At 58.1% G+C, this 14,743-nt stretch carries 12 protein-coding genes and 1 pseudogene; 7 read left to right on the top strand and 6 right to left on the bottom strand.

Features of this window, described 5'->3' with window-relative positions:
• The first annotated feature begins 90 nt into the window (after positions 1 to 90).
• The 4 genes from PspS04_RS12600 to speB all read left to right on the top strand — a co-directional run bounded on the left by PspS04_RS12600 (position 91) and on the right by speB (position 5,745).
• Positions 91 to 1,290, top strand: coding sequence for an agmatine deiminase family protein (locus tag PspS04_RS12600; RefSeq protein ID WP_202982085.1), 1,200 nt, complete (start codon positions 91 to 93; stop codon positions 1,288 to 1,290).
• Positions 1,291 to 1,612: 322 nt separating this feature from the next.
• Entirely contained in the window at positions 1,613 to 2,815 is a 1,203-nt protein-coding gene (locus PspS04_RS12595) for a polyamine ABC transporter substrate-binding protein (RefSeq protein WP_237234991.1), read from the top strand.
• Between the two features lie 118 nt (positions 2,816 to 2,933).
• Entirely contained in the window at positions 2,934 to 4,643 is a 1,710-nt protein-coding gene (locus tag PspS04_RS12590; RefSeq protein ID WP_159995614.1) for an amidase, read from the top strand.
• A gap of 145 nt (positions 4,644 to 4,788) precedes the next feature.
• Positions 4,789 to 5,745 carry an agmatinase gene (gene speB, locus PspS04_RS12585; protein WP_159995612.1) on the top strand — a complete coding sequence of 319 codons (957 nt, stop codon included), beginning with the start codon at positions 4,789 to 4,791 and terminating at the stop codon, positions 5,743 to 5,745.
• A 373-nt stretch (positions 5,746 to 6,118) separates the two neighbouring features.
• On the opposite strand, the gene PspS04_RS12580 is transcribed toward speB, so the two are convergent.
• Positions 6,119 to 6,979, bottom strand: a complete 861-nt coding sequence (locus tag PspS04_RS12580) for an SDR family NAD(P)-dependent oxidoreductase (protein WP_159995610.1) — start codon at positions 6,977 to 6,979, stop codon at positions 6,119 to 6,121.
• A gap of 122 nt (positions 6,980 to 7,101) precedes the next feature.
• On the bottom strand, positions 7,102 to 8,040 hold the full coding sequence (locus PspS04_RS12575) for an alpha/beta hydrolase (RefSeq protein WP_159995608.1): 939 nt from the start codon (positions 8,038 to 8,040) through the stop codon (positions 7,102 to 7,104).
• Positions 8,041 to 8,203: 163 nt separating this feature from the next.
• Here PspS04_RS12575 and PspS04_RS12570 point away from each other — a divergent pair, with 163 nt between their 5' ends.
• Positions 8,204 to 8,758: a TetR/AcrR family transcriptional regulator gene (locus PspS04_RS12570; protein WP_202982084.1), complete on the top strand. Its 555-nt coding sequence runs from the start codon at positions 8,204 to 8,206 to the stop codon at positions 8,756 to 8,758.
• Between the two features lie 113 nt (positions 8,759 to 8,871).
• Here PspS04_RS12570 and PspS04_RS12565 read toward each other — a convergent pair whose 3' ends face one another.
• The 3 genes and pseudogenes from PspS04_RS12565 to PspS04_RS12555 all read right to left on the bottom strand — a co-directional run bounded on the left by PspS04_RS12565 (position 8,872) and on the right by PspS04_RS12555 (position 11,080).
• Positions 8,872 to 10,038: an MFS transporter gene (locus tag PspS04_RS12565; RefSeq protein ID WP_202982090.1), complete on the bottom strand. Its 1,167-nt coding sequence runs from the start codon at positions 10,036 to 10,038 to the stop codon at positions 8,872 to 8,874.
• Positions 10,039 to 10,265: 227 nt separating this feature from the next.
• Positions 10,266 to 10,754: pseudogene (locus PspS04_RS28105) on the bottom strand (DUF1214 domain-containing protein); the annotation flags it as partial.
• Between the two features lie 35 nt (positions 10,755 to 10,789).
• Positions 10,790 to 11,080 carry a hypothetical protein gene (locus PspS04_RS12555; protein ID WP_159995602.1) on the bottom strand — a complete coding sequence of 97 codons (291 nt, stop codon included), beginning with the start codon at positions 11,078 to 11,080 and terminating at the stop codon, positions 10,790 to 10,792.
• A gap of 114 nt (positions 11,081 to 11,194) precedes the next feature.
• Between PspS04_RS12555 and PspS04_RS12550 the strand changes: the two genes are divergently transcribed.
• Positions 11,195 to 11,359, top strand: coding sequence for a hypothetical protein (locus PspS04_RS12550; protein ID WP_159995600.1), 165 nt, complete (start codon positions 11,195 to 11,197; stop codon positions 11,357 to 11,359).
• Between the two features lie 375 nt (positions 11,360 to 11,734).
• A complete protein-coding gene (locus PspS04_RS12545) occupies positions 11,735 to 13,324 on the top strand; it encodes an ABC-F family ATPase (protein ID WP_095168355.1) in 1,590 nt (529 codons plus the stop codon).
• 65 nt (positions 13,325 to 13,389) lie between these two features.
• Here PspS04_RS12545 and PspS04_RS12540 read toward each other — a convergent pair whose 3' ends face one another.
• Positions 13,390 to 14,721 (bottom strand): IS4 family transposase, encoded by a 1,332-nt coding sequence (locus PspS04_RS12540; protein ID WP_159993239.1) that lies wholly within the window; start codon positions 14,719 to 14,721, stop codon positions 13,390 to 13,392.
• Positions 14,722 to 14,743 lie beyond the last annotated feature (22 nt).

Genomic DNA, 14,743 nt, shown 5'->3' with positions numbered 1-14,743 from the left:
GAGGGATGGGCTCGTTGCACTACTGCCTGTTTCGCTAGCACGCCTTGGAAAATGAGATATCTGGCTAGATAACCTGGGGGGACTCGTTACGTGGATCAAGAACAAGACATTCAGTTGGCAAAAGAGCCTTTGATGGCAGATCAAGTCGCGATGGAGGGACCTGCGAATCCGGGAAGGCGTCGGTTCAATATGGGCGCTCTGGTGGCTGTCACTGCAACGGCCATCGCCGCATCGGGGCTTGGACGCCAGGCCTGGGCGGCAGAGTCCAACTCTGCCGCCAACAGCTACCGGGTGCCCGCAGAGTGGGAGCCACACCAGAGCGTATTGATGGCGTACCCCTATGACGAGAGCTACGAGGACCAGCTGAAACCTATGCAGGATTCTGTCATCAACGTAGCGAATGCCATTGCGCAGTTCGAGCCGGTATTGATGATGGCGATGACCGGCTATACCGAGGTTGTACGCAAGCGCTGCGGCCCTAACGTTACTGTCATCGAGTATCCATACAACGATTGCTGGACCCGGGATACCGCGCCAGTTTTCGCACTGAGCCCATCAGGACGCGACATGCTGGGGCGAGATTTCATTTTCAACGGCTGGGGCAACAGGTGGTCGGCCATCCTGGATGATCAATTGCCAAGCGGCGTGTGCGCCACCCTTGATGTGCCTAAATCAACAGTCAATATGGTGTTTGAAGGGGGTGCAGTGATTACCGATGGACAGGGCACGCTCATAACCACCGAACAGTGCCTGCTCAATCCCAATCGTAATCCGAGCATGACCAAGGCACAGATCGAGACAGCGCTGCTACGCGCCTATAACGCGACCAAAATGATCTGGCTGCCGTATGGGGTGCACGGCGACGACGGCGCCGCTGCTACCGATGGGCATGTCGACCTGGTTGCTGCGTACATCGAGCCAGCACATTTGCTATTGAATTACCCATCGGACCCAGCCAACCCCAACGTGCCCAGGATGGCGTCAAACCTGGCAGTGCTGCAACAAAGCACCGATGCAAGGGGCCGCCCCTTCAAGATTACCAAGATGCCCGTTCAGCCAACATTCAAAGTATCAGGCCTGACGGTAGAGAACTTCAGCTACATCAACTTCTATAAATCCAATGTCGGCATTGTGGTTCCTACTTCAAACACTCCTGCGGATGAAACTGCCTTGAAGCTCTTCCGTGAGATTTTTCCGGGACGGCCAGTAGTGGGTGTTGATGGCACCATCCTTGCCAGCAATGGCGGTGGTGTGCATTGCATCACCCAACACATTCCTGGTGTCGGTTAGCGCTGAAGATAATTGCCCTCTATGGGGCGCAAGCATTAGCAAGATTGCTTTCCTTAGCAGCGTCGGACCAGATCGGCTGGTCCAATAGCTACGATGAATCACCGCCCAGCGCCACGAGGATGACGTGCGTGTGCTTGTGCATGTCGCTGACTAGTCCATCCCTTCAGCGTCTGCACGAAGCCGAGGAGACATCGGCGTGAGATCTTATCGTTTAGTTTTTCTGCCTGAACTTCTTGTAATTTATATAGATTGATTGTGATTCGAGCAACCGCAACAATTCATTTGGAGCTAGGCCAAAGACAATAATTCAAAAGGTGGTTCTATGAAGTACAAGCAACAACAGCCGTGGCAAAAACTCGATAAAGGAGCGGACTCGCTGTCCTGGCGCACCTCCCACGTTGGAAAAAGCTGTGAGAAAGTGATCAAGCATCCACTCCTCCGATCGCTCCTCGCTACGATCTGCAGCCTTGGCCTGCTAACTGCTAACGCTAATGCGCAAGAGCGCACCCTGCGTGTCTACAACTGGTTCGACTACGTCGCCCCGCAGACCCTGGACAACTTCAAGACGGAGAACGGCGCAAAACTGGTCTACGACATCTTCGACAGCAACGAAACCCTGGAGGCCAAACTGCTCACCGGCAACTCCGGCTATGATGTGGTGGTGCCGTCCGACAGTTTCCTCGCCAAGCAGATTCAGGCCGACGCTTTCCAGCCACTTGACCGCAGCAAGCTACCCAACTGGAAGCATCTGGACCCGCAACTGATGAAGCTGATCGAAGCCAACGATCCGGGTAACCGTTTCGCCGTGCCTTATTTGTACGGAACCGTACTGATCGGTTTCAACCCGGCCAAGGTCAAGGCTGCGCTCGGCGAAAACGCGCCGGTGGACAGCTGGGATCTGATCTTCAAGGAAGAGAACATTGCCAAGCTCAAGCAGTGCGGCGTAGCCCTTCTCGATTCGCCGACGGATATGTTTCCCATCGCCCTGCACTACCTGGGCCTACCGCCCAACAGTACTCAAGCCAAGGACTACGCGAAGGTCGAAGAATTGCTGAAAAAGATCCGCCCCAACGTCGCCTACTTCCACTCCTCAAAATACATGACCGATATCGCCAATGGTGACATCTGTGTGGCCGTGGGTTATTCCGGCAGCTTCTCCCAGGCAGCCAATCGCGCCAAAGAGGCCGGCAACGGCGTGGTGGTGGATATGCGTTTGCCCAAGGAAGGCGCACCGGTCTGGTTCGACGTGCTGGCCATCCCCAAGGATGCGAAGAACCCGGATGATGCCCATGCCTTTATCAACTACCTGCTGCAGCCACAGGTGATTGCCCCAATCAGTGACTTCGTCGGTTATCCCAACCCGAACAAGGACGCCACTGCCCTGGTCAGCCCGGAAATCCGCAACAACCCCAATCTCTACCCCGCCGCCGACATCCAGACTTCTCTATTCGCGCTGGTGCCTCTGCCGTCCAGTGCAGAACGCGCTCGCACCCGTGCATGGACCAAGCTCAAGTCGGGAACCTGACAGTAAATTGCGCTGCGCCAGTGAAACTCAACGGAACCAGGCGCATGGCCGATGCGGTTTCGCTGGCACGCGGCGCCAATCTAGTCACCTTGCAGACCCAGTAGCCATTGGTAAAAGCATGATTGAAGTAACCGAAGTTTCCATTGCCGAGCTGCGCGCAGCCCTCGAAGCTGGCCGGACCACGGCAGTTGAGCTGGTCCAGGCCTATCTCTCACGGATCGATGCCTACGACGGCCCCAACACGCCCACCGCCCTCAACGCGGTGGTGGTGCGCAACCCGAATGCGCTTGAAGAAGCGCTGTCTTCCGACGCCCGTCGTGCCCGTGGTGAATCGCTCGGCCCGCTCGATGGTATTCCCTATACAGCCAAGGACAGCTATCTGATCAAAGGCCTGAGCGCGGCGTCCGGCAGCCCGGCCTTCAAGGACCTGGTTGCCTATCGCGATGCGTTCACCATCGAGCGCTTGCGCGGCGCCGGTGCGATCTGCCTGGGCAAGACCAATATGCCGCCCATGGCCAATGGCGGTATGCAGCGCGGCGTGTATGGCCGTGCCGAGAGCCCGTACAACGCGGACTACCTCACTGCACCCTTCGCCTCGGGTTCCTCCAATGGCGCAGGCACGGCCACCGCTGCCAGTTTCGCCGCCTTCGGCCTTGCTGAGGAAACCTGGTCGAGCGGTCGCGGGCCGGCCTCCAACAATGGTCTGTGCGCCTATACACCGTCGCGCGGGGTGATTTCGGTGCGCGGCAACTGGCCACTGACGCCAACCATGGACGTGGTCGTGCCCTATGCCAGGACCATGGCCGACCTGCTCGAAGTGCTCGACGTGGTGGTGGCCGAAGACGCCGACAAACGTGGCGACCTGTGGCGCTTGCAGCCTTGGGTGCCGATCCCCGGCGTCACCTCGGTGCGTCCCGCCTCCTACCTGGAACTGGCTGCCAGGCCCGCCGCACTCGCCGGCAAGCGCTTGGGCGTTCCGCGCATGTACATCAATGCCGACCCCGGCGCGGGCACCAGCGAAGCGCCAGGTATCGGGTGGGCGACAGGCCAGCGGATCAACACTCGCCCCTCGGTGATTGCCCTCTGGGAAAACGCGCGAAAGACTCTTGAAGCGGCCGGTGCCGAAGTGGTCGAGACGGACTTCCCGCTGGTCTCCAATTGCGAGGGAGATCGACCTGGGGCGCCGACGGTGTTAACCCGCGGCCTGGTGTCCAAGGAATTCCTCCATCACGAACTGTGGGACCTGACCGCCTGGGCATTCGATGACTTCCTGCAGGCCAACGACGATCCCAAACTAAACCGTCTGGCTGACGTCGACGGCCCGCAGATTTTTCCGCACGCCCCAGGCGCTCTGCCTGACCGCGAAGATGGCCCGGCCATTGGCATGGACGAATACGTGCGCATAGCGGAGCGTGGCATCACCCCGTGGGATCAGATCGCCACGCTGTCTGATGGCCTACGCGGGCTGGAGCAGACCCGGCGTATCGATCTTGAGGAGTGGATGGATCGGCTGGGGCTCGACGCGGTGATTTTCCCGGCGGTCGCCGACGTGGGCCCGGCGAATGCCGATGTCGATCCGCAATCGGCGGATATCGCCTGGAGCAACGGCGTCTGGGTCGCCAACGGCAACCTTGCCATCCGTCACCTCGGCGTGCCAACGGTCACCGTGCCGATGGGTGTGATGCCGGACATCGGCATGCCCGTCGGCCTGACATTTGCTGGGCGCGCCTACGACGACTCAGCGCTGCTGCGCCTGGCGTCGGCATTTGAGGCCACTGGATCGAAACGCTTGATCCCGGTGCGGACCCCGCCCTTGCCAAGCGGCTGAAACCGCAATGGGATTGGCGCGGTCAAGCGCCAACCCCGCTCATTCACGGCAAGTCCGAATTACAGAAACCAACCTTTGCCCCAGCGAGCGCTGCGTGAGCGTACGCATGCCTGGGTCAGCTTCAACAACTTGCATTGAGAATCCCATGCTAAATGACAATTCAATAATCGATCAGGCGATGACACGTGACAGCCTGTATGGCACCGAGGGTGAACCGACATACGGTGGTATCACCAGTTTTATGCGGCGTCGCTACACCCGCGATTTGCGAGGCGTGGATATCGCCATCAGCGGCATCCCGTTCGATACAGCGACCAGCAATCGACCGGGCAGCCGCTTCGGGCCGCGGGCCATCCGCGAGGCATCGGTACAGTCCGCCTGGGCGCGTCATTGGCCTTGGGAATTTGACCCGTTCGATCTGCTGGCTTGTGTCGATTATGGCGATTGCTATTTCGATTACGGCACCCCGGAGCACACCCCTGCGGCGATCAGGGCCCATGCCGAACGGATCCTGGCGGCGGGTTCTGCGATGCTAACCCTGGGCGGCGATCACTTCATCAGCTATCCGCTGCTGCAAGCTCATGCGGCTAAGCATGGTCCACTGTCGTTGATCCATTTTGACGCGCACCATGACCTGGAGTCCGACGGCGAGGACAAGCGCATCGACCACGGCTCGATGTTCTATCACGCCGTCCGCGAAGGACTGGTTGATCCTGCACGGTCCATCCAGATTGGTCAGCGCACGACCAATGACGACGTCATGGGCTTCCAGGTGCTCAACGCCAGTGAAGTGCATGATCGCTCTACCAAGGAACTGGCGGAGATTATCCGGGCGCGCGTTGGCGACCATCCGGTCTATCTCACCTTCGATATTGACTGCCTCGACCCAGCATTTGCCCCTGGCACGGGGACGCCGGTCTGCGGCGGACTATCGAGCCATCAGGCCTTGGCGATTCTGCGAGGTCTACGCGGTATCAACCTGATCGGCATGGACGTGGTGGAGGTAGCACCGCCCTATGACCACGCCGAGATTACTGCGCTTGCCGGGGCCGCGTTGGCGATGGAGATGATCTGCCTGTATGCCGCGCGGCATAAGCTGTAATTCAATGGCCTGGACAGCTACAAACTTTTTTCGACCGGTTACTCTCTTGACAGTAACTGGTCGAAAACAAACCTTGGTGAATGTCAGCTCTGGGTCGATTCTTTTGAAAAAAACAGTTCGTCCAGACTGCCCCAATACTGAGCGCTGAAAACGTCTTTATTGCGCATCGCTACGCGAAACCTGAGCCTGGAATCCTCTGCTAAAAGTAAAGATTTCAATCTCAAACGCGTACTTTTCAGCCGCGGAAACCATGACCGGCTTTTTCAACAGAATCGGCCAGAAGCGGTCGGTTGCAGCTATGCGGATACACTTTCATTAGTAATCCTCTACACAAGCAGCATTTCCATAAAGTGGAGCGTTGATTCCAAAGGTGTCATGCACCGAGGTGCTGGACATCGCCAGGCTCGATCCCCGCACTGCCGTTTCTGGCGCGCTCTTCTGTAAGGCGCGCACCTTCGGCGGCGGTGAGGGCAAAGAGCCGATCCGGATCAGCATTGCGCAGGAAAAGCGCCATTTTCTCGGCTCCCTCTGCCACCTCAATGGTGCGCTGGCCAGCAGCCAGGCCTTCGACGATGCGGCGCGCGGCCTCCTCGACCTGCATGCCGTTGTCTATATTGATGTCCGAGCGTCCGCGGCGCGAACCATCGCCACTTAGCGCATTGGTTGCCACGGAGGTATGCACCGAGCCAGGCAGAATTACGCTGATAGAGATGCCATAGGCCTGCTCGACTTCGGCGCGTAACGCCTCGAAATAGCCGATAACCGCATGTTTGGCAGCGCAGTAACCCGTGCGCAGAGGCGCGCCAACCTTGCCGGCCACCGAACTGACCACCGCGAGTTGGCCGCCGCCCTGTGCAACCAGGTGCGGCAACAGTAGCTGGGTCAGGGCCACGGGTGCTAGGTAGTCGACTTCCATCAACTGGCGATAGACCTCGAAGTGGGTGTCCAGCGCCAAGCTACGTTGACTGACGCCCGCATTGTTAATCAGGCAGTCAATGCGCCCGCGCCAAGTCCGAGCGCGCTCGACTGCCAGGGGTAGCGCAGCATAGTCGGTGCTTTCGAAGGGCAGCACCAGCGCGCGCTCTGCCGCCTGTGCTGCGACGGACTGCAGCGCCGCTTCGCGCCGGCCAGACAGAATAACGAAGGCCCCCTGTTGCAACAGCAGTCGGGCCAGTGCCTCGCCAATGCCCGATGAGGCTCCGGTAACCCAGACCACGCGGTTATTGAACTCCATATGTGACTCCATTTGTTGTATGCCTTCAGCCTACTTAGGCTCGAATCGGCGAGTCCATGGCGTCGTCAGCCAGACCCATGGCCGTGCCGGCCAAGACGGTGATCTTGAATGTGCGGCGATAACTACGCGCACGCCAACAGAAATTGGTGAATCGAGGCCACCATCTGATCAAGGCCAGGCTGTTCCAAAGGATAGTGCCCGGCGTGCTCCAGTTGTACGGTCTTTACCGGCACGTGCGTGATTCGGCGAAGGAACAGCTTGCTCAACTCAAGCGGAGTCCAGCGGTCTTGGGCGGGCTGTGTCAGCAGTATCGGACAGACATCAAAGTCCTCCGGCTCGACAGCAGGCCGGTAGTACATGTAGCTGGCCAAGAAACGCATGGTGACCCATTTCCCCGCTGAGGTTTTATCGGCCAAGCAGACCTTGAGTGCCTCAGGGTTATTCACCAACGCGTGCATTTTACCGGCGATAGACATCGGCATACGCAGACCCGCGAGCGGCCCCACGGCACTGAACTTGGCCAGCGGCACGCCAACTCGGCTCATAAACAGATTCAGAGCTGTAGCGTCGCGGACCTGTTGCAGTTGTTGATCGAGGAAGGTCATCCCGACAATGCCTTTAACTTTCCGGTTCAGGGCGGCGATGTGATAGGTCTCCATACCACCGGCACTCAGCCCGTACAACACGATGGGCCGATCATCGCGAGCGAGTTCAGCATCAACCAGATCGCTGCCAGCTTGTACCCAGTCGTCGTAGGTAACCAGCGATCCTTTCCCAACACGAGAGACTCCATACTCGGGCATATCGATAGCGATGGTTTCATAACCGAGACGCGCCAATGGTGCCCCCAGAATCGTCGACATCTGTCGCCCGTTGGTGCCGACACCGTGCAGCAATATGACTTTCATGGGCGCTGCGGCATTGCGGTAGCAGTCCAGGTGGATGCTGTGTTGGCACCATTGCCACCACTCTTCCGTTGGCTCCTGATCAGGTTTAAGCCGGTAGCCTTGCGGAAGAAACTGTTGAATGGCCCGCCATTCGGCCTGTTCTGAGTAAGTCATACGGTCTGCTCCCGAGAATGCGCTGCTTGGCTTAACGCCAGATCAATGTAAAATCCAACTTATGTTAGAAACGGGAAAAATATAACTTATGTTGGATTTAAGGACAAGCAACGCCAAAGTCACGCCCCCTCGCCAACCCGCACAGGAGCGCTCCGCTGCTCGCATGACCAAAGTGCTGGAGACTGCCGAGCAACTATTGGAGCAACTCGGCCCCGAGAAGACCTCTATTCCGGCAATTGCTGAAGCCTCTGGCGTCCCGCGAGCAGCAATCTATCCATTTTTTCCGGACAAATACGCGCTCTTCTCTCATCTCGCCAGGTTGCACATGGAGCGCTTGGTGGTGGTGTTGAGCGAGGCGCGGCTCGATAACGCTGCTGACGATGACTGGAGAGCCTGGGTCCAGGTGCTGATCGAGACAGCCACGGATTATTACAACCGCCACCCAGTCGCCAGCATCCTGTTGTTGCGAGGCGCGCTAGCCGATGGCGACGACCAAGCCCATGCCGTAAAGAATCAGGCCATCAGTACACTGCTGCGCACCAAAATGAGCGCATTAACCGCGCTACCAGAGTCTCCGGATGCGGCTGTCCTCTCGGTGGAAATTGCCTTCGCCTGTATGAAATATGGTTACGCGCAGGAAGGAAGCATCTCTGCCACCTTGTGCCGGGAGGCCGTTCACGCGGCCCAAGCCTACCTGGCTCAATGGGCGCGGCGTTGACCAGTAAATTAGTTGAACTAGCTCTGACAGCGGGTGAGATAGCTGCCTGTCGTGAGGGCCTGTATTCGACCATGTAAGAGGGAGCTGCCGTGATATCGGTAGTCACTGAGTCGCTATCGAACCTGAACTTTTGCCTGGATCACCCACAACCCCAGAAAAGTCAGCACAGCAAAGCCCCCACCCATCAAGAAGGTGCCTTGCAAGCCTACCGTGTCCCACAACGCCCCAGCGATGACACTGGCTAGCAGCAAGGCCAACCCGGTCGATAGATTGAACATGCCAAATGCCGTTCCGCGCAGTTCAGCCGGCGCGCAATCGGCAATCAGTGCGGCGAATATCCCTTGGGTGAACCCCATGTGCAGCCCCCATAGAACGACGCCAACGACCAGGCCACCGATACCCGGCGCGAATGCCAGAGTCAGGTCGGCAGCAATCAGCAATATCAGACCTATGCCGAGCACCGCCACGCGGCTGACACGATCAGACAATGCCCCGGCGGGATAGGCTGACAGTGAGTACGCCACCCCCATCAGGACAAGCACCGCCGGCGCCCACATCGGCGCCAGCCCGACTGCCTGACCGCGCAGAATCAGAAAGGCTTCGCTGAAACGCGCCAGGCTGAACACCGCAGCGACACCCACCACCCACCAGTAGGCAGCGCCCAGTCGGGCTAATTCCCGCCGGCTCAAAGGTGCATGCACCCGGCGCGTCCCTTCCACTTGTTTGGGCTCATGAACGAACACCAGCAGCACCGCGACGGCAAGGAAGGCCGGGATGACGGCCACCCAAAACACAGACTGGAAGTGGTTCGCGGTCAGCCACATCAATCCGATCGCCAGCAACGGTCCCAGGAATGCACCAACGGTATCCAGAGTTTGCCGCAGTCCGAAAGCTGCCCCCCGTATCTCGAGCGGCGTGATGTCGGCGACCAACGCATCGCGCGGGGCGCCGCGAATACCTTTGCCAATGCGGTCGATAAAGCGAGCCCCGATCAGCCAATCCAGCGAGCCTGCCAAAGGAAAGATCGGTTTGGACAGTGCCCCCAGTCCATAGCCCAGCGCCGCAAGCAATTTGCGCTTGCCCCATCGATCACTCAGTGCCCCGGAGAATACCTTGGTGATCGAGGCCGTAGCCTCGGCTATGCCTTCGATGAACCCCACGGCCAAAACGGAGGTACCCAGTACGGTGACCATATAGAGCGGCAGCAATGCATGGATCATCTCTGAGGAAATGTCCATCAGCATCGAGACGAAGCCCAATGCCCAGATGCCGCTAGGCATGGTGCGCCAGACATTGCCGGTTGACGGCTTCTGGATTGGCGCAGTAGTTGAAACATCGCCCGGCTTGTCAGTAGTTTTCATCACGACCCTCGAAAACCTGTTTGGCTAGGCATCCAAAATCGCCTCGCACTCATGCCAGCACCATGCCCAGGCAGCCAAATAGCTGCGGGGGTGATCGTGAAGATCTGGTTAATGGCGCTGATATGCAGTTGGTGGATTTTAGCCCGCTATTTCGAGGATAAGTCCTTAGCGCAATGAGGCTCCATCGTGAAGGCCTTGGTGACATCCACAGGGCCCAGGTGCTCAATGGTGTTCCGCCCAATGAGTACCGGATAGTTCATTTCCCCTCGATCATTGAGAGAAAACTGTTCGTTGTAGACTGGCTTGCCGATGCAAATTTTCATCAGCACGATTGGACGTCGTTCCGCTCCACCAGCACCGCGAACCTTCACGTTTCGGACGATGCTGCGCTCAAGGGTGCGCTGCGTCAGTGAACCATCCGTGTTTTTCTTCATCGCCGACAGCATCGGCGAATTGATCAGGTAACGGTTGAGCGGATTCTTGACCAGCACCTGGCTCTTGCCGTCGTACATGGTCACTGACCAGAAGGCATTGACTGGCGGCAGTTTGCCGGCCGGGAAAGTCAGTGTGTACTTGCGCTTGCTGGTATCCAGCCTCTGGCCGGGGCCATCGGTGCGCGTGTTGGAATACCCTGCTTATATACCCAGGCTAATCATCATGTTCCTGATGTCTACTCTTTGACTTGGCAAACACCATTCGCCTTGCCCTTGCCGGTGTATGAAACACTTGGAGAACCGTCGGGATTCACCATCAATGAGATCGTGACGTTACTGCCCTTGGCCTCGAAATAAGCCTCACTGAACTTCTTCAGCTTGGCTTCTTTACCGTTGATATAGATTGGCCCCCCCTCATCGGCGTGTACCTCAATGTTTCCTGGGCAGGTCGCGTTGACTAGCGGAATCCCCGCATTCGCAGTCCCCGCAGTCAATACAACCAAAGCGCCAAGCAGTGATCGCTTCATTGAAATACTCCGTCAGTAACAAAAGTGTCGAGATAATAGAAATAACCCACCTCAACGAATCACGCCAGCCGGCGAGGCAATCGGCTGCCTGGAGCAATTAGGAATCCCTACCTGATGACCGGCCCAGTCCAGATCGGAATCAGTGGTGGTCGCGCTAGCGGGCACATGGTCTACAAGGTCCTCGAAGCCCAAGGCGGATCCTTGCTGAAGAGTGGCGGTGATCGCTTGGTCCTGCTCAATGAACGAGCATCGCACGCGCTGGCATTCACCAAAAAATAGACAAACCGTCGGAAAAAACCACCAGGAAGAGTCCTTGAAGCACCTTGTTTTTTCCCGCCATCAAACAACAGCGGGCACCTTGGACAGACGCCTGCAGCACGCGCACCGGGCAAATCGGCGACGAAAACACTGCGATCGCAATACAGACCGCCATACAACTGTCGTCACGTCTATGCGACAATATGCGTTATGTCTGGCATGAACCCCGCATTCATTTCCCAGCAACTCGGCCAACACCCGCCGATGTTGCTGTCTACTTATGCGCGATGGATCAACTCACGCTCAGGCTGGAGTGCAGCGAAACATACTCCAGATGGGTCAGAAATTGCTCCCGGCTGCAAAATGCGCAACCTAAGCTATTGAAAGGTAAAGTAATTGATCTCCACAGCAAATATCACGATGCAGTTCGGCGCCAAGCCGTTGTTCGAGAACGTCTCGGTCAAATTTGGTGCAGGTAACCGCTACGGCCTGATCGGCGCCAACGGTTGCGGCAAGTCGACCTTCATGAAAATCCTCGGCGGCGACCTCGATCCGTCCGGCGGCCAGGTCATGCTCGAACCGAACGTGCGTCTGGGTAAATTGCGCCAGGACCAGTTCGCCTACGAAGAATTCAGCGTGATCGACACCGTGATCATGGGTCACGAAGAGCTGTGGAAGGTCAAGGCCGAGCGCGATCGCATCTACTCGCTGCCGGAAATGACCGAAGAAGACGGCATGGCCGTTGCCGAGCTGGAAACCGAGTTCGCCGAGATGGACGGCTACACCGCCGAATCCCGCGCGGGTGAACTGCTGCTGGGCCTGGGTATTGGCATCGAACAACACTTCGGCCCGATGAGCGAAGTCTCGCCAGGCTGGAAACTGCGCGTGCTGCTGGCACAGGCCCTGTTCTCCGATCCGGAAGTGCTGCTGCTCGACGAACCAACCAACCACCTGGACATCAATACCATTCGCTGGCTGGAAAACATCCTGACCCAGCGTTCGAGCCTGATGATCATCATCTCTCACGACCGTCACTTCCTGAACAGCGTCTGCACCCACATGGCTGACCTGGACTACGGCGAGCTGCGCCTGTTCCCGGGCAACTATGACGAGTACATGACCGTGGCGACCCAGTCCCGCGAGCAACTGCTCTCGGACAACGCCAAGAAGAAAGCGCAGATCTCGGAACTGCAATCGTTCGTCAGCCGCTTCTCGGCCAACGCCTCGAAAGCCAAGCAGGCCACCTCCCGTGCCAAGGCGATCGACAAGATCCAGCTGGCCGAGGTCAAGCCTTCGAGCCGGGTCAGCCCGTTCATCCGTTTCGAGCAGACCAAAAAGCTGCACCGCCAGGCGGTCATCGTCGAGCGTATGGCCAAAGGCTTCGACGGCAAGCCGCTGTTCAAGGACTTCAGCTTCCAGGTTGAAGCCGGCGAGCGCGTCGCGATCATCGGCCCTAACGGCATCGGCAAAACCACCCTGCTGCGCACCCTGGTCAACGAGCTGAGCCCGGATGCCGGTAGCGTGAAATGGACCGACGCCGCGGAAATCGGCTACTACGCCCAGGACCACGCGTCGGACTTCGAAGACGAATCCAACCTGTTCGACTGGATGGGTCGCTGGACCACCGGTGGCGAGCAACTGGTACGCGGCACCCTGGGCCGCATGCTGTTCTCCAACGATGAGATCCTCAAGTCGGTCAAGGTCATCTCCGGTGGTGAGCAAGGTCGCATGCTGTTCGGCAAGCTGATCCTGCAAAAGCCAAACGTGCTGGTCATGGACGAACCGACCAACCACTTGGACATGGAATCCATCGAAGCGCTGAACCTGGCGCTGGAGAACTACCCGGGCACGCTGATCTTCGTCAGCCACGACCGTGAATTCGTATCGTCCCTGGCCACTCGCATCATCGAGCTGAGCCCAAGCGGCGTGACCGACTTCAGCGGCACCTACGACGACTACCTGCGCAGCCAAGGCGTGGTGTTCTAAGGTCAGCTGTCAGTTTCAAGTGAAACGCTACAAGTAAAAGCCCTGTCCTGGTGACGTAATGCTGTTCACTTAAGCGGAGCAGCCTTACGGTCCACTGGGAACCGGGTCTTTGAAATCTTCACCGTCCTTGGCCTCGAAGGCCTGGGGCGGTGATCCAGAAACAATCCCCCGATACCTGCCCTCAGTTCCGCCAAGCGTCTCCCTGTCGCTGAAACTGGATTGGCTGCTGCCATCACGATCAATTGCACGGCGATGTACTGACAGGCCGGTTTGAAACGGATGTCCGAAGGCGCTCGACCAAACGCCACCGCCGCTTGGCTCGCTTCCCGGCGAATCACGTTGTAAGCCAGCAACAGCCCCCACACTTCCTGATAGATCAGCTCGATTTTTTTGCTGCGCAAGGTCATTGCGTTCTGTTGCATTGAACTCTTGATGTCCCTGAAACCCAACTCGATCTCCCAACGCTCCTGATAAAGTTTGGCAACAGCCTTAGTGGTGTAGGTCTTGGCCGGCAAGGACGTCATGACGGTTTTCACTTTGCCTTGAATTTCATAGCTGACTTCGCGTACCTCCCAGTGCGAGGGAAGAGTCGGATTTCGCTTTCTGGCCTGTGGCGAGACTTTCATACGCACCAAACGGTCGCGCTGGTTGTAGCGGGCCACTTCCTCGCAGACCAGTCCCTTTTTTGCCGGGATCAACCAATGACGGCTGGTGCCCGTTCTACTTAGGCTCAACAGCAGCTCCGCGCCCCAGAACCCTTTGTCGAACAGCGTCACCGAGTGGTCGGGAATCTGCTGCAAAAACTCGTCGGCCAGGCGCATTTCACTGCGTCGGTAGGGGCTCAATTGTGCATCTAGGATCACGTGCGAACGCACATTCATTAGCGCCACCAGGCGCAGCATCGGAAACGGTGTCTGGCGATCGCTGGGGGTGTTTCCCGACCCGAAGTGATCTCGAAGCTCGGGCGTATCCGGGGTGCGAAAAAGCGCACCGTCCACCGCGAAAACCTGCAAATTATGCCAGGCATCATCGTCATAGCGCTCTGCGCCCCAATGGTTGCCGGTCTTACGGAACAACCACTCAACAGGATCGGCGCCGAGCCGTTTACGAGCTTCGGTTACACCACTGCGCGCCAGCAAATGGTCAGAGGCCAGGCCTTGGGCGCAGATGTTCAAACGCCTGGCCACCTCGTGAACCGGCTCGTCACGAAATAACGCCATGCCAAGCACTAGCCACAGCACTTGATCAGCGGGCAGGCGCCGCCGGCGAATGGTCGCCTGACTGGAGAGGTCGAGCGCAGACGCTACCCACTCGATGGGAATGTTTTGGGTGAAGGTGCTCAGGTCGCAGAAGTTAAAAAGGTCGTCGAGGTCGAGCAGGTCCTGTTGAACAGACATAAAAAATCCGATGCCAGAGGTC

It is taken from the genome of Pseudomonas sp. S04, assembly GCF_009834545.1.
Lineage (GTDB): Bacteria > Pseudomonadota > Gammaproteobacteria > Pseudomonadales > Pseudomonadaceae > Aquipseudomonas.
The sequence above is the reverse complement of the archived record's forward strand: the minus strand, read 5'-3'. Positions and strand labels throughout refer to the sequence as shown.